This is a genomic window from Limnohabitans sp. (assembly GCF_030158565.1).
Classification (GTDB): Bacteria; Pseudomonadota; Gammaproteobacteria; order Burkholderiales; family Burkholderiaceae_C; genus Limnohabitans_A.
Genome location: NZ_JAOASQ010000046.1, coordinates 54,184 through 72,418 on the forward strand (window position 1 = coordinate 54,184; position 18,235 = coordinate 72,418).

The window sequence follows — 18,235 nt, forward strand, 5'->3', positions numbered from 1 at the left end:
TACCATGGCGCTTTGAAAAATCTTCTCAAGGAAACACCATGGTTCAACGCATCGATGTTGGCGCACGCATGTCAGAAGTCGCCATCCACAACGGCACGGTTTATCTGGCCGGCCAAATCGCCGAAGTGCCGGGGCAAGACATCGAAGGTCAGACCCGTCAGGTGCTGACCGCCATCGACACTCTGCTGGCCAAGGCGGGGACCGACAAGACCAAGATCTTGATGGCCCAGATTTTCATCACCGATCTGTCTGATTTTGCGGCCATGAACCGCGTGTGGGACGCCTGGGTGGTGCCCGGCCACACCCCACCCCGCGCCACGGTGCAAGCGCAGCTGGCCAACCCCGATTGGAAGATTGAAGTGGTGGTGACAGCAGCTTTGTGACGGAGGTTCAGCCAGCCAACCCGCATCCATCCACGTCATCCCGAACCTTTTAATTTGTCATCTCGACTTTTTAATTTGCTGTCCCAGACTTTTTAATCTGTCGTCCCGGACTTTCTAATTTGTCATCCCGGACTTGATCCGGGATCCATGACTTTTCACACATGGACCCCGGGTCTTCGCCCGGGGTGACAGGTGGATTCACATCGCATTTCTGCCTGTCGGTCGGTCCCTTCAGGTCCGACAGCGCCGGCCCACAGTGCTCAGTCTCAGCGCCCGACCACCCGTGCCATCTCCAGGCACTTGTTGGAGTAACCCCATTCGTTGTCGTACCAGGCCACGACCTTGATGAAGGTGCTGTCGAGCGCAATGCCCGCATCGGCGTCGAACACGCTGGTGCAGACTTCGCCACGGAAGTCGGTCGAGACCACTTTGTCGGTGGTGTAGCCCAGCACGCCCTTCAAAGCGCCTTCGCTTTGCGCTTTCATTTCGGCGCAGATCTCGGCATAGGTGGCGGGGGTGTCCAGCTCGGCGGTCAAGTCCATCACCGACACGTCCGAGGTGGGCACGCGGAACGCCATGCCGGTCAGCTTGCCCTGGATGGCGGGGATCACCACGCCCACGGCCTTGGCCGCGCCCGTGCTGCTGGGGATGATGTTTTCCAGAATGCCGCGTCCGCCGCGCCAGTCTTTGTTGCTCGGGCCGTCCACGGTCTTTTGGGTGGCGGTGGCGGCGTGCACGGTGGTCATCAGGCCGCGTTTGATGCCCCACTTGTCGTTGAGCACCTTGGTGATGGGGGCCAACGCGTTGGTGGTGCAGCTGGCGTTGCTGATGATGGTTTGGCCAGCGTAGGACGCATGGTTCACGCCATACACAAACATGGGCGTGTCGTCTTTCGACGGGGCCGAGATCACCACCTTTTTGGCGCCTGCGGCCAAATGCTTGCCCGCGCTGTCCTTGTCCAGAAACAGGCCCGTGGCTTCGATCACCACGTCGGCACCGACCTCGTTCCACTTCAGATTGGCCGGGTCACGCTCTTGCGTCAGACGAATGCGCTGGCCGTTCACAACCAGGGTGTTGCCCTCTACGGCCACAGTGCCCTTGAAGCGGCCATGCACGCTGTCGTATTGCAGCATGTAGGCCAGGTACTCAGGCTCCAGCAAGTCGTTGATGCCGACGATCTCGACGTCGTTGAAGTTCTGCACTGCGGCGCGGAACACCATGCGGCCGATGCGGCCAAATCCGTTGATACCGATCTTGGTGGTCATGGGGGAGTCTCACTTTCCTTATGGGGTTACAGCAGTGGGCTTGACTGCCAGCAGCAGAGCCATCTGCAATGTAACCATCTTATTTGAAAATATGAAACTTTGTTACATGCCGGGTGCTTGTGTGGGTTTGTTCTGGTTTTGTAACCGGCATGAAAAAAGCGCCCGAAGGCGCTTGAAGAGGGATTTTGGCGTTCGCAGCTGCGTTGTGCTGCCTCCGCTTGGGCGATGTGGCAAAGCGAAGCGCCTCTGAGCCCCGGCGGAGGCAGCGCAACGCAGCCCCCGGGGACTCGAATGCTCACTTTTTCTTGGCCACCACGCGCACCATTTCCAGGCACTGCTTGGCGTAACCCCATTCGTTGTCGTACCAGGCGACGATCTTGACGAAGCTCTTGTCCAGGGCAATGCCGGCGGTCGCGTCGAACACGCTGGCGCAGGGCTCGCCACGGAAGTCGGTGGAGACCACTTTTTCGTCGGTGTAGCCCAGCACGCCTTGGAGGGCGCCTTCGCTTTGGGCTTTCATTTCGGCGCAGATCTCGGCATAGCTGGCGTCGCTGTTCAGCTCCACGGTCAGGTCAATGACCGACACGTCCGACGTGGGCACGCGGAAGGCCATGCCGGTGATCTTCCCTTTGATTTCGGGGATCACCACGCCCACCGCCTTGGCCGCGCCCGTGCTGCTGGGGATGATGTTTTCCAGGATGCCACGGCCACCGCGCCAGTCTTTGCGCGAGGAGCCGTCCACGGTCATCTGGCTGGCGGTGGCGGCGTGCACGGTGGTCATCAGGCCGCGCTTGATGCCCCATTTGTCGTTGAGCACCTTGACCACAGGTGCCAGGCAGTTGGTGGTGCATGACGCATTCGACACGATGGCTTCGCCAGCGTATTTTTTGTGGTTCACGCCATAGACGAACATGGGGATGCTGTCTTTGGACGGGGCCGAGATCACGACCTTCTTGGCGCCTGCGGCGATGTGCATCTGGCTGGTGGGTTCGGTCAGGTAGTGGCCGGTGCATTCCAGCACGGTGTGCACGCCCATCTCGCCCCAGCGCAGGTTGTGTGCATCACGCTCGTGCGAAAGTTTGATTTTTTTGCCATTGACGATGAGCGTGTCGTCGGTGAAGTCCACCGTGCCATCAAAGCGGCCGTGCACGCTGTCGTACTTGAGCATGTAGGCCAGGTAGTCGGCGGGCTTGGGGTCGTTGATGCCGACGATCTGGATGTCGTCGTAGCCGTGTTTGAGGGCGGCGCGCAGAGCCAGACGGCCGATCCGGCCAAATCCGTTGATGCCAAGCTTGATGGTCATGTGAATGCCTCGGGAGAAAGTTACGAAACCGTTACGTAACCGGATTTGAAACCAGGACCCTTTCAGAATCCTGATCCCCGGACGTGACATCAGCGCCTTGTCGGCGCTGATGCGGTCCAGCCGGTCAGTGGCTGCGGGCCAGAATCAGGCCTTGAGCAGCGCAGCGTGGACCGTGTCGGCCACGTTCTCGGCGGTGAAGCCGAAGTGTTTGAACAGCACAGGCGCTGGGGCCGACTCGCCGTAGGTGTCGATGCCGACCACGGCGGCGCAGCCGTATTTCCACCAGCCGTCGGTGGAGCCCATCTCGACCGCCACACGGGGCAGGCCCGCAGGCAACACGCTTTGCTTGTATTCGGTGTCCTGGCGGTCAAACACATTGGTGCTGGGCATGGAGACCACGCGCACACCGATCTTGCGCTCGGCCAGCAGCTTTTGCGCGGCCAGGGCCAGTTGCACTTCAGAGCCGGTGGCGATGATCACGCCGTGGGTCTTCTTGATGCCGACGTGTTCGGGCTCGGACAGCACATAGGCGCCAAGGCTGATGTCGCCCAGATCGCTCTTGGGCGAGTAGGCCAGGTTTTGACGCGACAGCAACAGGGCCGAGGGGCGGTTTGCGTTTTGCAGCGCCACGGCCCAAGCCACGGTGGTTTCGGCCGTGTCGGCAGGGCGCCACACGTCCAGACCAGGGATCAGGCGCAGGCTGGCGGCGTGCTCGATGGACTGGTGGGTCGGGCCGTCTTCGCCCAGACCGATGGAGTCGTGGGTGAACACATGCACCACGCGCTGCTTCATCAACGCGGCCATGCGGATGGCGTTGCGCGAGTAGTCAGAGAAGGTGAGGAAGGTGCCGCCGTAGGGGATGTAACCGCCGTGCAGGGCCACGCCATTCATGATGGCGGCCATGCCGAATTCGCGCACGCCGTAGTTGATGTGGCGGCCGATTTGGCCGTCTTCGGTCTTGACCACGTCACCAGCCAGGTCCACGCGGAAAGCGGGCGTGCTCTTGGTGTTGGTCAGGTTAGAGCCGGTCAGGTCGGCCGAGCCGCCCAGCATTTCGGGCAGGGCGGCGGTGAAGGCTTCGAGCGCCAGTTGGCTGGCTTTGCGGCTGGCCACGGTTTCGCCCTTGGTGTGGGCCGCGACCACGGCGTCAAACGCCACCTGGTTGAAGTTCTTGGGCAAGTCGCCCTTCATGCGGCGCACGAACTCTTTGGCCTCGGCCGGGAAGGCGGCTTTGTAAGCGGCAAAGGCGGTGTTCCACTCGGCTTCGCGGGCTTTGCCAGCGGCTTTGGCGTCCCAATCGGCATACACCTCTTTGGGGATCTTGAAGGGCTCGTGGCTCCAGCCCAAGGCTTCGCGGGTGAGCTTGATTTCTTCGGCGCCCAGCGGTTCGCCGTGGGCTTTGGAGGTGCCCGCGCGGTTAGGCGAGCCCTTGCCGATGGCGGTTTTGCAGACGATCAGGGTGGGCTTGTCGGCGCTGTGCTTGGCGGCGGCGATGGCCTTGGAGATGGCTTCAGCGTCGTGGCCGTCCACGGCGTCGATCACGTTCCAGCCGCAGGCGGCAAAGCGCTGGGGCGTGTTGTCGATGAACCAGGGGGCGACCTTGCCGTCGATCGAGATGCCGTTGTCGTCGTACAGGGCGATCAGCTTGTTCAGCTTCCAAGCACCGGCCAGGGCCACGGCTTCGTGGCTGATGCCTTCCATCAGGCAGCCATCACCCAGGAACACGTAGGTGTGGTGGTTGACGATTGCGTGGCCGTCCTTGTTGAACTCGGCGGCCAGCATTTTTTCGGCCAGCGCCATGCCCACGGCGTTGGTGATGCCCTGGCCCAGCGGGCCGGTGGTGGTTTCCACGCCGGGGGTCACGCCCACTTCGGGGTGGCCTGCGGTTTTGCTGTGCAAGGTGCGGAAGTTTTTCAGCTCATCGACCGAGAGGTTGTAGCCGGTCAGGTGCAGCACCGAATAGATCAGCATCGAGCCGTGGCCGTTGGACAGCACAAAGCGGTCGCGGTTGGCCCAGTGCGGGTTTTTGGGGTTGTGTTGCAGGTGATCGCCCCACAGCGCCACAGCCATGTCGGCCATGCCCATGGGGGCGCCGGGGTGACCGGAGTTGGCTTGTTGAACAGCGTCCATTGCGAGGGCGCGGATGGCATTTGCCATTTGTTGTTGATTGGCCATGGGGGCAACTCCGGGAAAAGTATTCTGGAAAACCCGAGATTTTAGCGGTTTGGGCCAGGCTTGAGCTGCCTATGGGGCTGCCCAGTGCCGTTTGCGCGCAACAAGCGCAGTACGGAACATGGCAACATCGCGGCATGAATTCTTTTGCTTCTGACGTGAGCGCACCCACTGGCGCACAGGCCATGATCCTGGCTGCTGGACGTGGCGAGCGCATGCGCCCCTTGACCGACACCCTGCCCAAACCCCTGTTGAGTGTGCGCGGCCAGCCCTTGATGCAATGGCCCATGCAGGCTTTGGCCCGTGGCGGTTTTGCGCGGCAGCTGGTCAACACGGCCTGGCTGGGCGAGCAGATCCCCGCTCACTTTGGGCATCAAGTCGTTTGGCAAGGCTTGCCGCCTGTTGAGTTGACGTATTCCCATGAGGGCCAGGACTTTGGCCATGCGCTGGAGACGGCGGGGGGCATCGTGCGGGCCCTGCCCCAGCTGGCCGAGGTGTTTTGGGTGGTCGCGGGCGATGTGTTTGCGCCCGATTTTGTGTTCACCGCAGAGGCCGCCAAGCGGTTTGCCGCCAGCGATGCATTGGCCCACCTGTGGTTGGTGCCCAACCCGAGCCACAACCCGGGCGGTGACTTCGGCCTGTCGCCCTCGGGCGCGGTGCTGAACCTGTCCAAAGGCGCACCCGGCTGTGACCACACCTTCAGCACCATCGCTTTGTACAAGCGGGCTTTCTTTGCCGACTGTGGCCTGCCCGCAGGCAATCCACAAGGCGTGGCTTTGGCCCTAGCGCCCTTGCTGCGTGCCGCCATGGACCGAGGACAGGTCAGCGGTGAGGTTTACACCGGCCCTTGGACCGATGTGGGCACCCCAGAGCGCCTGGCACAGCTCAATGCCTGAACGTCATAATCGCCAGAACAAGCCATTGGAATCCCATGACGGTCATTGAACACGCATCCATTTACGCCCAACGTCGCGCCCGTGTAGCGGCGCAATTGGGCTACGGCGGCATTGCCATCGTTCCCACCGCGCCCGAGCGTCAGCGCAACCGCGACAGCGATTTCCTGTACCGGCACGACAGCTACTTTTATTACCTGACCGGCTTCACCGAGCCCCATGCCACGCTGGTGATCACGGCCGATGGCGAGGCCACCTTGTTTTGCCAGCCTAAGGATCTGGAGCGTGAGATCTGGGACGGTATCCGTTTGGGTCCGGACGCAGCACCCGCGGCCTTGGGGGTGAACAAAGCGTTCTCGTCGACCGAGCTGGCCGCGCAGATGCCCAAGCTGCTCGAAAACCGCAGCACCGTTTGGTACCCCTTCGCCACGCATGCGGGGCTGGAGGGCCGGGTCGACGGCTGGCTGCAATCGGTGCGCGCCCGTGTGCGCTTTGGCGCCTTGTGCCCCGACTTGCAGCGTGACCTGTGCAGCGTGCTCGACGAGATGCGCTTGGTCAAAGACGCGCACGAACAAGACATCATGCGCCGCGCTTCGCAGATCAGCGCCCGTGCCCATGTCCGCGCCATGCAGCGCAGCGCCGCCATGCTGCGCGCCGGGCAGGATGTGCGCGAATACCACCTGGACGCCGAGCTGCTGCACGAGTTTCGCCAACACGGCTCGCAATACCCGGCTTATGGCTCCATCGTGGCGGCTGGTGCCAATGCCTGTGTGCTGCACTACCGCGCCGACGAAGGGCGCATTCGCGAGGGTGAACTGGTGCTGATCGATGCCGGTTGCGAACTCGACGGTTATGCCAGCGACATCACCCGCACCTTCCCGGCCAATGGCCGCTTCACCGGCCCGCAGCGCGCGCTGTACGACCTGGTGCTGGCCTCGCAAGACGCGGCCGTGGCCGCGACCCGCGCTGGTGCCCGCTTTGTGGACCCTCACGATGCCACGGTGGCCGTGCTGGCCCAAGGCTTGCTGGACCTGGGCCTGCTCGACAAACACAAGGTCGGCGCTGCGCAAGACGTGATCGCCAACCGCAGTTACTTTCCGTTTTACATGCACCGCACCGGCCATTGGCTGGGCATGGACGTGCACGACTGCGGCAGTTATGTGGAGCCCTCGCAGGTGGGTCAGATCAGCGAGCGCAAGGACCCGCTGAGCGGCGAGACCATCAAGGACCGACCCAGCCGCATCTTGCAGCCGGGCATGGTGCTGACCATCGAGCCCGGCTTGTATGTGCGCCCTGCCGAAGGCGTGCCTGAGCAGTTCTGGAACATCGGCATCCGCATCGAAGACGACGCCATCGTGACCGACATTGGTTGCGAGCTGATCACGCGCGGCGTGCCGGTCAAAGCCGATGAGATCGAAGCCCTGATGCGGGCTTGAGCACGATGACACAGACGGCGCGTGTGTTGTCCATTCAGATGGGGCGCGTTCGCCCCCTCATGGTGGGTGAGCGCAAGCTCATGTCGGCGATCGGCAAGACACCCGTGACCGGGGCGGCGCTGGCAGGCCCGCTGGGGCTAGATGGCGACGAACAGTCGGATTTGAGCGTGCATGGTGGTCTGAGCAAAGCCATCTACGCCTTGCCTTCGGAGCATTTGGCCTGGTGGCAAGCGCAGCGCCAGGCGCAAGGTGTCACTTTGTTCGACGAGTCTTTGGCACCCGGCTATCTGGGTGAAAACCTCAGCTTGCAAGGCCTGCTGGAAGACCAGGTGTTCATCGGTGACCTCTTGCGTTTTGACGAGGTGGTCTTGCGCGTGACCCAGCCGCGTGAGCCTTGCGGCAAATTCAATGCGGTCATGGGCTACAAGCAAGCGGCCAAAGACATGGTGCAAAGCGGGCGTTGCGGCTTTTATCTGGCGGTGGATGTGGGCGGTACCTTGCGGGCCGGCGAGTCCTTCACGGTGGAGCAGGGCCCGCAAGCGGTGTCGATCGCACAGGCCTTGGGCCACAAAGCCTGGAAGCATTTGCGCTGACTGTGGCCCTTTTGCGCGGTCCATCTGTGCGTAAAAGTCAAAAGCCAACTCACTTTGTACGCAGATTTACGCAGTGTGCCTGGAGACATCGGCAGACTACAATGGAAAAACCAATATCACCAGATGAAATGTCTGGTCGATGACACGATGGAGATCACCATGAGCAACAAGCTCCAAGCTGAAGAAAAACGCGCCCAATTGCGCAAAGCCGCCCTCGAATACCACGAGTTCCCCACCCCCGGCAAAATCGCCATCGCCCCCACCAAGCAGCTGGTCAACCAGCACGATTTGGCGCTGGCCTATTCGCCCGGCGTGGCCGCCCCTTGCGAAGAAATCGTCAAAGACCCGGCCAATGCTTTCAAGTACACCAGCCGTGGCAACCTTGTGGGCGTGGTGACCAACGGCACGGCCGTGCTGGGCCTGGGCGACATTGGCCCACTGGCCAGCAAACCGGTCATGGAGGGCAAGGGCGTCCTGTTCAAGAAGTTTTCGGGCATCGACGTGTTCGACATCGAGATCAACGAGAAAGACCCCGACAAGCTGGTCGAGATCATCGCCTCGCTGGAGCCCACCTTCGGCGGCATCAACCTCGAAGACATCAAGGCGCCCGACTGCTTCTACATCGAGCGCAAGCTGCGCGAGCGCATGAAGATCCCGGTCTTCCACGACGACCAGCATGGCACCGCCATCGTGGTGGGCGCGGCCATCCTGAACGGCTTGAAAGTCGTGGGCAAAGACCCCAAAAAGATCAAACTGGTCACCTCGGGCGCGGGCGCTGCTGCGCTGGCTTGTTTGGGTCTTCTGGTCAAGCTGGGCATCCCGCGCGAAAACATCTGGGTGACCGACTTGGCCGGTGTGGTTTACGAAGGCCGCACCGAGCTGATGGACGAAGACAAGATCCAGTTCGTGCAAAAAACCGAGCACCGCACACTTCGTGAAGTGATTGCCGGTGCCGACGTGTTCCTCGGCCTGTCGGCTGGTGGCGTGCTCAAGCAAGACATGGTCCAGTCCATGGCGGCCAAGCCCTTGATTTTTGCGTTGGCCAACCCCAACCCCGAAATCCTGCCGGAAGACGTCAAAGCCGTGCGCGACGACGCCATCATGGCCACCGGCCGCACCGATTACCCCAACCAGGTCAACAACGTTTTGTGTTTCCCCTACATCTTCCGGGGCGCACTGGATGCGGGAGCATCGACCATCACGTTGGAGATGGAAATTGCCGCCGTGCACGCCATTGCCGAGCTGGCGCAGGCCGAGCAAAGCGAAGTGGTGGCGGCGGCCTATGCGGGCGAGCCATTGGCTTTTGGGCCGGAATACCTGATTCCCAAACCCTTTGATCCGCGTCTGATGATGAAGATCGCTCCGGCCGTGGCCCAAGCCGCCGCCGACAGCGGCGTGGCGCTGCGCCCGATTGCCGATCTGGACGCGTACCGTGAACGTTTGCAAGGCTTCGTCTATGCCTCGGGCACGATGATGAAGCCGATTTTCACGGCCGCCAAGCGCGCCTTGAAGAAACGCATCGCCTACAGCGAAGGCGAAGAAGAACGCGTGTTGCGCGCCGCCCAGATCGTGGTGGACGAAGGCATTGCCCGCCCCACCCTGATTGGCCGTCCGGCCGTGATCGCCGAGCGCATCGAGAAGTTTGGCTTGCGCCTGAAGGAAGAGCTGGACTACGACGTGGTCAACGTCGAGATGGACCACCGCTACCGGGATTTCTGGCAGACCTACCACCGCATGACCGAGCGCAAGGGCATCACCCAGCAGATCGCCAAGATCGAGATGCGCCGCCGTTTGTCGCTCATTGGTGCCATGTTGCTGCACAAAGGCGACGTGGACGGCATGATTTGCGGCACCTGGGGCACCAACCCCATGCACCTGAACTACATCGACCAGGTGGTGGGCAAACGCAAGGGCGTGAACACCTTCGCCTGCATGAACGGTTTGATGCTGCCGGGCCGCCAGGTGTTCATGCTGGACACCCACGTGAACTATGACCCCACGGCTCAAGAGCTGGCGGAGATCACCGTGATGGCCGCCGAGGAAATGCGCCGTTTTGGCCTCAAGCCCAAAGCCGCTTTGCTGTCGCACTCCAACTTTGGTTCGTCCAACCAGCCCAGCGCGGTCAAGATGCGCCAGGTGCTGGAGCTGCTGCGCATCAACGCGCCATGGCTGGAAGTCGATGGCGAGATGCACGGCGATGTGGCGCTGGACGCGGCAGCGCGTCATGCCATCATGCCCAACAGCACGCTGGCAGGCGATGCCAATTTGCTGGTTTTGCCCAACATCGATGCGGCCAACATCGCTTACAATCTGCTCAAGACAGCCGCAGGCGGCAACATTGCCGTGGGTCCGGTCTTGCTGGGTGCTTCCAAGCCCGTGCACATCCTGACGCCCAGCACCACGGTGCGCCGCATTGTCAACATGACGGCGCTGACCGTGGCAGACGCCAATGCGGCCCGTTAAGGGTTAAACAGAGAGCAAGCACCAACTTCCAAGGTCTAAACCCTTGGAGGCATTGCTTATTAAAGATGCAAGTGCTTGCATTTTTGTGACAATTGCATCACACTAGCGCCTTCGAGTTTTCGGGTTAACCCGGAGCTCTTGAAAGGTGTTTTCATGAAGGTAGCGTTCAAAAACCACGACCAGCGAAGCTGGTTCTCAGTGATGGTCGGGGTGATTTTGATGGCCTGCACTATTTTGGTGCAAGCCAAAACCGTTGCCGACGCGCCAAGTTCGTCCACTGTGCTGGTGGCCGATCTGCCGCGTGAAGGTCAAGCCACTTACCAACTCATCCGACAGGGTGGTCCTTTTCCTTACGAAAAGGACGGGGTTGTATTTGGCAACCGTGAACGTCAGTTGCCGCGACAAGAACGCGGTTACTACCGTGAATACACCGTCAAGACCCCCGGTTCGCGTGATCGCGGCGCCCGACGCATCGTGTGTGGTGGACAGGAAGCTCGCAACCCGAGAGCCTGTTACTACACCCAGGACCATTACGCGAGTTTTCGTGAAATTGTCGATAAGAACTGATTTTTAACAGAAAGAACCACGGAGATGGACATGCCGATTCGCCAGGACCAAGAGGCGCCCTTGAAGGGCGTGCGGTCCAACATCGTGCAGTCGATCCGCGCTTACCGCGTGAGCGACTTGCAAGAGGCCGCCCAAGGCTTGGGCCACCACTTTTTGTATGCCAACCTGGCCGAAGCCCAGAGCAAACAAGACGTGCTGGACCTGATTGGCGCGCAATTCACACTGCCTTCGCACTTCGGCAAGAACTTTGATGCCCTGTACGACTGCATGACCGACCCCCTGCACAAGTCGGGTCCACAGCCCGGCTTCATTGTGGTGCTGGAATCGATCCCCGCCAATGTGAAGTTTGACAAGGAAGCCCGCGAGCAATTGCTGGACATCTTCCGCGACACAGCCGATTACTGGGGAGACCGGAAGATACCCTTCCGATGCTTCTATTCTTTTCTGTAGCCCGTTCTGCGCAAAACAGCCAAGCAGGACGGGCGATTGAGGCACAAACCGAAGAAGCCGAAGTGGCCGAATCGATCGAAGAAGGCGAAAAAATGCCCACCGACAAACTGGTCGACGTGTCGCCTTTGGCGCTGCGCATGAGCAGCCCATTCAACGCAGGTTACTGGCTCGCAGCCGCCTGATCTGTGCGTTGGGCCACTGCGGTGGCCACCATGATAAAAGCCAGTCCACGGACTGGCTTTTTCTTTGGGCGCGCGGGTTCAGACCGCTTGTGCCAGCGCCACGAACTCGGCGACGGGCACCTCTTCGGCGCGGCGCTGCAAATCGAAGGTGCCCGCGAAGCCTTTTTCATCGAGCCATTTGCCCAAAGTATTGCGCAAGATTTTGCGGCGCTGGCTGAAAGCCACCTGCACCAAAGTCTCTAGGGTCTTGACGTTCACCACCGGTGGCTGGGCCAGCGGCACCATGCGCACCACGGCACTGTCCACGCGTGGGGGTGGGTCAAAGCTTTCGGGCGGTACAAACAGCACATTGGCCATGTCGTAGCGCCACTGCAGCATGACCGACAGGCGGCTGTAGTCCGATGTGGCAGGCTGGGCCACCATGCGGTCAATCACTTCTTTTTGCAGCATGAAGTGCTGGTCCTCGATCACCGCCACATGCTCCAGCAAGTGGAACAGGATGGGTGTGGAGATGTTGTAGGGCAGATTGCCCACGACACGGATCTTGGACGCTTTCACCGCAGCGGTCTGCGCGGCCAGCATGGTTTGCGCCAGTTCGGTGAAGTTGACTTTGAGAACGTCCGACTCGACCACGGTGAGCTGCTCGTGCAAGCGCAGCCGCACGGCCAGATCGCGGTCCAGTTCGACCACGGTCAGGTGACCCAGACGCTCAACCAAGGGTTGTGTCAGTGCCGCCAGGCCAGGGCCGATCTCGACCATGGGTTGGCCTGCTTGCGGGCCAATGGCATCCACGATGGCATCGATGATGCCGCCGTCGGTCAAAAAGTGCTGACCGAAACGTTTGCGGGCAATGTGCTTCATTGGGGTGGCTCGCGCATCTCGACATAGGCGCGGCTGCGCACATCATCGACCCAGCTGGTATAGGCTTCTTCGAGCTTCTTCTCACGCAAGGCATTGCGCGCGATGGTGCGTTGGTCCTGTTCAGAAACGGGCGCATTGCGGCGGTCCGTCACTTCAATCAGGTGAACGCCAAAGCGCGAGACCAGGGGCTCGCCCACTTGGCCGGGGCGCAAGCCGTTCATGACTTGCTCGAATTCGGGCACAAACATGCCGGGGTTGGTCCAGCCCAGGTCGCCGCCTTGTGCTGCGCTGCCGTCTTGCGAGAGCTGACGCGCCACCGTGGCGAAATCGGCTTTGCCAGACACGATGCTTTGGCGAATTTCTTTCAACCGCGCAATCACCTGCGCCTGGGGCATCTGCGCTGTTGGGCGCAACAAAATGTGGCGGGCGCGGGTTTGTGTGACCATCAGCGTGGCCTGGCCTTGCTTGCGCTCGATCACCTTCAGGATGTGAAAGCCCGCGCCCGAACGGATGACCGCGCTGGTGCCGCCGACCCGGAGGTTGCGCGTGGCGTTCAAAAACAGCTCGGGATAACGATCGGCAGGCCGCAAGCCCATGGCGCCGCCGTTGGCGCCCTTGTCTATGGTTTGCGAAAAGTTCTTGGCCAGCTCGGCAAAATTTTCACCGCTGCGGGCGCGCCGGGCCACGTCCTCGGCGCGGTCTTGCAAGGCCTTGATCTGGACTTCGGTGCTGGTTTCCGGCACGGCGATCAAGATCATGCCCAGATTCAATTCGGTGGGGGCCTGCCCACCTTGTGCCTGGATTTGTTCTTGCAAATATTGCTCAATGTCGCGATCACTCACACGCACACGGCCTTCGACTTCTCGCTCGCGCACACGGGTGAGCATCAACTGGTCGCGCAATTGGTCCCGAAAGGCTTTGACGGTCAGGCCTTCCTTGGCCAGGTTTTTGCGAAACTCATCGCGTGTCACCTGGCTGTTGGCGACCACGTTCAATTCTGCCTGGTCAATGGCCTCATCCTCGATCTTGATGCCGTTGTCACGCGCTTGCTGAAGTTGGGCTTTTTCGTTGATCAGTTGTTCCAGTGCTTGGCGTGTCAATTCGGCAGGCGACACGTTACGGCCTGCAGCCGCGCCTGCCATGCGCTTGCGCAAGGCTTGCACTTCCTGGTTGGTGATGGGCTCTGAGTTGACCACCGCCACAATGAAGTCGGCTTGGCGCGGGATGCTGGTTTGAGCCCAGGCCCCCGAGCTGCCGAGCAAACTCGCCAGGCCCAAGGCCATGCCTGCACAACGCAGACGGAAAAAAAGATCATTCATAAGACTGGAATCGGCTCGGTTGTTCGGTGTGGTCACGCAGGAATTGGTAGTTGGTGATGTTGTTGCGCAGGCTTTGCAGGGGGCTGGCACCGACCCTGGCCAAGCCCGAAAATTCCAACTGGAACATCAATTGTGTGCTGGCCGTGCTCACGGTGCTTTGCAGACGCTGCAAGACGACGCGCCCCAACCAGCAACCGGCATCGTATTCGAACCCGATGATGGTGTCCACGAGACGTTTCTCGGTCAAGCTGAAGTTCATGCGGCCCACGCTGTACCAGCGGTCTGGTCCCAGGCCTTGTCCGCGTGTGCGACTCCAGGCAGATTCTGCCTCGCGGTCACCGCCGCCCCACAAATCGTTGATCGGCCATTGCCAACCCATGTCCACTTGTTCACTCACACCTTGGTTGAGCCGGTAGGCGACGTTGAACACACGGTAAGGAGAGGGGTTGTAGCGGCTTTGCAAGGTCGTGCGAGAGACCGCGTTGGTTTGGGCGTTGATTTGTACGGCCGAATCGATGGTCCAGCGCTCATCCCAACGCACGCCTGCACCCAGCAGCATGTCGCTCAGACCGGTAGAGATGGTCGATTGACCTGGCAAGACGACTTCCTGACTGGCAAATCGGATGCGTTGTGCCATGCCCAATTTGAGCATTTCAGCGCCTGAAGTGGCATTGAACAGGCGCGTGGTCACACCCAAGGTGAGTGAATTGTTGTCGACCAGGCGGTCCTGACCTACATAGGGGTTCTCGCTGTAAATGGTCGACAGGTTGAAATCGGCAGCACCGCTGTCATAAAGCGGCAGCAGACTTTGGTCCCGGTAGGGTGTGCGCGCATAAAAAGCCCGTGGCTCCAGCGTTTGCAAAATGTCTTTGCCAAACCACTTGGTTTCACGCTCGAACACCAGGCCTGAATCCAAACTGAACGTAGGCAAGACGCGGTTGAAAGCACTTTCCCCGGTGCTCAGTGCGTTATCCAGTTGGTAGCGTGTGGCGTGCAATTGCAGCTTGGGGGTGACAAACCCCCAAGGCCGGACCCATGGTCGACTGACTTGCGCTTGTACATAACTGCGCTCGCCATTGCGCAAACTGGTCAAGGTTGACGCGCTCACATTCGGAATGCGCGTGTAATCGGCCTCAAAGCGGGTGGTGTCGCCCACCACCGACCAGTCCAGGCCTTCGGCATTCCATTGGCCGTAGCGCATGGTGATCTGCGGTGCGCGGTCATAAGGCGGCGTGATCGCCGCCGTGTCGATTTGCAAGGTTTGCCAGCGCTGCACCTGTGCCGTCATGCTGAAGTTGCCCCGTCCCCAGGACAGTGCGCCGGTCGAGGGCAGCAAACGCTGTGTCAGGGCCAGCCCAGAGCGGGGGAAATCACGCCAGAAATTGTCATCGCTCACCCGGTTGAGCGTCAGGCCGATCCCGACACGGCCAACGGCATCGAGCCCGGTGTCCAGGCTGCCGCTGTGTTGCGTGGTCAGGCCCCAGCGTGACTGCTGGCGCAGACTGTCGTTGGGCATGGCGATCAAGCGAGCCTGGCCTTTGTAGTCTTGCTCCATGTAGCGGAACTCGCTGTCCAACGAAACGCCGCGTTTGCTCATCAAGTTGGTGGTGATGGTGGCGTCACGGTTGGGGGCGATGTCCAGGTAGTAAGGCACTGACATGCTCAAACCGCTGACCGAGTCCACGCCGATGAGGGAGGGCAGCAAGCCCGATTTACGTTCGTCGGTCATCGCAAAACTGACGGACGATGCGCTCATGAGGGGGACACCCTTGAAGCGCAGCTGAACATCTTCAGCCTGGACGGTGGACTCTTCCGTGTCCATGGTCATGTGCGCAGCTTTGACGAACCATTCAGGCAACCACTCCGGCCCCGGTGTACGTCTGCAAGTGGTGTAGCGCGCCTGGTGAATGATCTGACGCTTGTCATCGATGAACTCGACTTGCGCCGCATCGCCGTAGCCGCCGCTGCGGTAGAGCTCAAAAGTGGGCTTTTCAAAGGTCCCCTGAAAGCTGTCGACTTGCAGCTGCAAGCGGGGGCCTTCGAACAAGCTGCCATCGCGGCTCAGCCGCACATGGCCCGTGGCGTTGACGATGTCGCGGCTTTGGTCGTAGGTGATGTGGTCGGCCTTGATCGCCAAACCAGGGCGGCGCACCGTGGCCTGGCCGTCAATGACCAAGTCCATGTCGGGGCGGGCCGTGATTTGTTCGCCATCCACAAAGATGGCCCCCTCGCTGCGCTGACGCTCGGAAATTTTTTCTTCCAGCACCGGGCTGCTGCGCAGCGTCAAGCCAGTGCCCTGTGCTTGCGCCAGGCTGCTGATCGCCCACAGCACAGCGATGACCACGCCGCGCAGGGCGGGCGTGGCAACAGGCGCCAGTGGCAAAGAGGGCAAAACAGGGAAGGTGGACACAACTCGAGGTGGGCAAAGTGGGCAGGGCCTGCGGCACGCCCAAGGGCAAGAGCGCTGGCTTTGTAGAATGGGATTATCCATGAGCCACCCTACTTCCTCCCCCGCCGTGACTTCTGAAGTCAGCTGGGCCGATCCGGCCCGTCAAGCCCTGTTCAACAGCTGGATGGTCAGCATCGCACCTGCCCAAGGGCTTTTGCCTGCAACGGTGCGCATCGCCTCGGCCGATGCCAGCTTTCGCCGCTATCTGCGCGTTGACACACTGAGCGGTGACAGCCGCATCGTGATGGACGCGCCACCCGACAAAGAAAATTCGCAACCGTTTGTAAAGATTGCGGCTTTGATGAAGGACGCGGGGCTGCGGGCGCCCGAAGTGCTGGACTGGCACGAGGCCCATGGCTTCATGTTGTTGAACGATCTGGGCAGCGCCACCATGATGTCGGCCATTGACGCCGAACGCCCCCAGGCCAACCACGGCCTGTACATGCAGGCAGTGGACGCGCTGATCCAGTGGCAATTGGCTTCGCGCCCTGGCGTGTTGCCGCCTTATGACCAAGCCTTGCTGAACCGCGAACTGAGCTTGTTCCCCGATTGGTACCTGGCCCAGCACAAAGGCGTGCAGTTGCAAGGTCAGGACAAAGAAACCATGGACAAGGCCTTTGCCTTGATCGTGCAGCGCAACCTGGCCGCGCCCAGCGTGTATGTGCACCGCGACTTCATGCCGCGCAATTTGATGATGCCCCACCAGAGTGAGCAACTCGGTGTGCTGGACTTTCAGGACGCGGTGTATGGCCCCGTCACCTACGACATCGCCAGCCTCATGCGCGACGCCTTCCTGAGCTGGGACGAAGACTTTGTGCTCGACATCACCATCCGTTACTGGGAAAAGGCCCGCAAGGCCGGGCTGATGGACTTTGAGGACTGGCACAGCGATTTTGGTGCCTTCTACCGCGCTGTCGAGTGGATGGGTTTGCAGCGTCACCTCAAAGTGGCGGGCATCTTTGCCCGCCTCACCTTGCGCGACGGCAAGCCCAAGTACTTGGCCGATGCACCGCGCTTCATCCACTACATCCGCAAGGCCTGCGACCGTTACCGCGAACTGGGCCCCCTGCTCAAGGTGATCGACGAGATCGAGGGCACCACGCCCCAGGTCGGTTTTGCCTACGGTCGGATGTGAGACCCTGATGCCCCGTTTTTACTGCCCTGCCCCCCTGCAAACTGGCCTGGCGCTGAGCTTGCCGCCGGGCGCTGCCCGCCATGTGCAGGTGCTGCGCATGCAGCCGGGCGACGTGATCACCTTGTTCAATGGCGAGGGCGGTGAATTCGACGCCACGGTGACCCGCATGGGCCGCAGCGATGTCGAGGTTGAAGTGGGCGTGCACCATCCGATTGAGCGCGAAGCCAGCCGTGCACTCCATTTGCTGGCTGGCATCACCGCCAACGAGCGCATGGATTGGCTGGTCGAAAAAGCCACGGAGCTGGGGGTTGCCAGCATCACGCCCTTGATGGCTGAACGCAGCGTGCTCAAACTCAAGGGCGAACGTGCGGATAAGAAACTGGCCCACTGGCAAGGTGTGGCCGTGGCAGCCGCCGAGCAATGTGGTCGCAATCGGGTGCCCGTGATCCATGCGGCCGTGACCTTGAGTGACTGGCTCAAAAAAGCACCGCTGGGGCAGCGGTGGGTCTTGTCTTTGTCCGAAGGCACGCAGCCTTTGTCGCAGATGCCGACGGACGGACCCGTGACGGTGCTCAGTGGCCCTGAAGGCGGCTTGAGTCCCGCCGAAGAGGCCAGTGCATTGGCTGGCGGCTTTGCGCCGGTCACATTGGGTGCTCGCGTATTGCGCGCAGAAACAGCCCCCCTGGCTGTTTTGGCTGTTTGCGCTTGAGTTGAGCGGCTGCTTGGGATCTTGGTGACAGTCTTTTATAAGCGGTTGACGATAC

Annotated in this window: 16 protein-coding genes; 10 read left to right on the plus strand and 6 right to left on the minus strand. The window is 61.0% G+C overall.

Annotation, left to right across the window (positions count from 1 at the left end):
- Positions 1-38 precede the first annotated feature (38 nt).
- Positions 39-383 (plus strand): RidA family protein, encoded by a 345-nt coding sequence (locus Q1W40_RS10080; RefSeq protein WP_300711475.1) that lies wholly within the window; start codon positions 39-41, stop codon positions 381-383.
- Between the two features lie 266 nt (positions 384-649).
- On the opposite strand, the gene gap (Q1W40_RS10085) is transcribed toward Q1W40_RS10080, so the two are convergent.
- The 3 genes from gap (Q1W40_RS10085) to tkt all read right to left on the minus strand — a co-directional run bounded on the left by gap (Q1W40_RS10085) (position 650) and on the right by tkt (position 5,126).
- Positions 650-1,648 carry a type I glyceraldehyde-3-phosphate dehydrogenase gene (gene gap / locus Q1W40_RS10085; protein ID WP_300711478.1) on the minus strand — a complete coding sequence of 333 codons (999 nt, stop codon included), beginning with the start codon at positions 1,646-1,648 and terminating at the stop codon, positions 650-652.
- Between the two features lie 295 nt (positions 1,649-1,943).
- A complete protein-coding gene (gene gap, locus Q1W40_RS10090; RefSeq protein ID WP_300711480.1) occupies positions 1,944-2,951 on the minus strand; it encodes a type I glyceraldehyde-3-phosphate dehydrogenase in 1,008 nt (335 codons plus the stop codon).
- Positions 2,952-3,095: 144 nt separating this feature from the next.
- Complete coding sequence (tkt, locus tag Q1W40_RS10095; RefSeq protein WP_300711482.1) at positions 3,096-5,126, minus strand: transketolase; 2,031 nt, start codon at positions 5,124-5,126, stop codon at positions 3,096-3,098.
- Between the two features lie 134 nt (positions 5,127-5,260).
- Between tkt and Q1W40_RS10100 the strand changes: the two genes are divergently transcribed.
- The 7 genes from Q1W40_RS10100 to Q1W40_RS10130 all read left to right on the plus strand — a co-directional run bounded on the left by Q1W40_RS10100 (position 5,261) and on the right by Q1W40_RS10130 (position 11,707).
- Positions 5,261-6,019: a nucleotidyltransferase family protein gene (locus Q1W40_RS10100; RefSeq protein WP_300711484.1), complete on the plus strand. Its 759-nt coding sequence runs from the start codon at positions 5,261-5,263 to the stop codon at positions 6,017-6,019.
- 35 nt (positions 6,020-6,054) lie between these two features.
- Positions 6,055-7,452 carry an aminopeptidase P N-terminal domain-containing protein gene (locus Q1W40_RS10105; RefSeq protein WP_300711486.1) on the plus strand — a complete coding sequence of 466 codons (1,398 nt, stop codon included), beginning with the start codon at positions 6,055-6,057 and terminating at the stop codon, positions 7,450-7,452.
- Positions 7,453-7,457: 5 nt separating this feature from the next.
- Positions 7,458-8,045: an MOSC domain-containing protein gene (locus tag Q1W40_RS10110; RefSeq protein WP_300711654.1), complete on the plus strand. Its 588-nt coding sequence runs from the start codon at positions 7,458-7,460 to the stop codon at positions 8,043-8,045.
- A gap of 159 nt (positions 8,046-8,204) precedes the next feature.
- Positions 8,205-10,508, plus strand: coding sequence for an NADP-dependent malic enzyme (locus Q1W40_RS10115; protein WP_300711488.1), 2,304 nt, complete (start codon positions 8,205-8,207; stop codon positions 10,506-10,508).
- A gap of 219 nt (positions 10,509-10,727) precedes the next feature.
- Positions 10,728-11,075 carry a ribonuclease gene (locus Q1W40_RS10120; protein ID WP_300711656.1) on the plus strand — a complete coding sequence of 116 codons (348 nt, stop codon included), beginning with the start codon at positions 10,728-10,730 and terminating at the stop codon, positions 11,073-11,075.
- Between the two features lie 24 nt (positions 11,076-11,099).
- Positions 11,100-11,525, plus strand: a complete 426-nt coding sequence (locus tag Q1W40_RS10125) for a barstar family protein (RefSeq protein WP_108323724.1) — start codon at positions 11,100-11,102, stop codon at positions 11,523-11,525.
- Complete coding sequence (locus Q1W40_RS10130) at positions 11,504-11,707, plus strand: hypothetical protein (RefSeq protein ID WP_283223362.1); 204 nt, start codon at positions 11,504-11,506, stop codon at positions 11,705-11,707. The genes Q1W40_RS10125 and Q1W40_RS10130 overlap by 22 nt, the downstream gene beginning before the upstream one ends.
- A gap of 78 nt (positions 11,708-11,785) precedes the next feature.
- Here the strand turns inward: Q1W40_RS10130 and rsmA are convergent, their stop codons facing one another.
- From rsmA to lptD, 3 genes are read right to left on the minus strand one after another with little or no spacing between them, the layout of a single operon-like run.
- Positions 11,786-12,568, minus strand: coding sequence for a 16S rRNA (adenine(1518)-N(6)/adenine(1519)-N(6))-dimethyltransferase RsmA (gene rsmA / locus Q1W40_RS10135; RefSeq protein WP_300711493.1), 783 nt, complete (start codon positions 12,566-12,568; stop codon positions 11,786-11,788).
- Positions 12,565-13,887 carry a peptidylprolyl isomerase gene (locus tag Q1W40_RS10140; RefSeq protein ID WP_300711495.1) on the minus strand — a complete coding sequence of 441 codons (1,323 nt, stop codon included), beginning with the start codon at positions 13,885-13,887 and terminating at the stop codon, positions 12,565-12,567. Before Q1W40_RS10140 ends, rsmA begins: the two co-directional genes overlap by 4 nt.
- On the minus strand, positions 13,880-16,297 hold the full coding sequence (gene lptD, locus Q1W40_RS10145; RefSeq protein ID WP_300711497.1) for an LPS assembly protein LptD: 2,418 nt from the start codon (positions 16,295-16,297) through the stop codon (positions 13,880-13,882). Before lptD ends, Q1W40_RS10140 begins: the two co-directional genes overlap by 8 nt.
- Before the next feature lie 79 nt (positions 16,298-16,376).
- Between lptD and Q1W40_RS10150 the strand changes: the two genes are divergently transcribed.
- Together Q1W40_RS10150 and Q1W40_RS10155 are read left to right on the plus strand one after the other, a co-directional pair.
- Positions 16,377-17,471 (plus strand): phosphotransferase, encoded by a 1,095-nt coding sequence (locus Q1W40_RS10150; protein WP_300711499.1) that lies wholly within the window; start codon positions 16,377-16,379, stop codon positions 17,469-17,471.
- A 7-nt stretch (positions 17,472-17,478) separates the two neighbouring features.
- Positions 17,479-18,180: a 16S rRNA (uracil(1498)-N(3))-methyltransferase gene (locus Q1W40_RS10155; protein ID WP_300711501.1), complete on the plus strand. Its 702-nt coding sequence runs from the start codon at positions 17,479-17,481 to the stop codon at positions 18,178-18,180.
- Positions 18,181-18,235 lie beyond the last annotated feature (55 nt).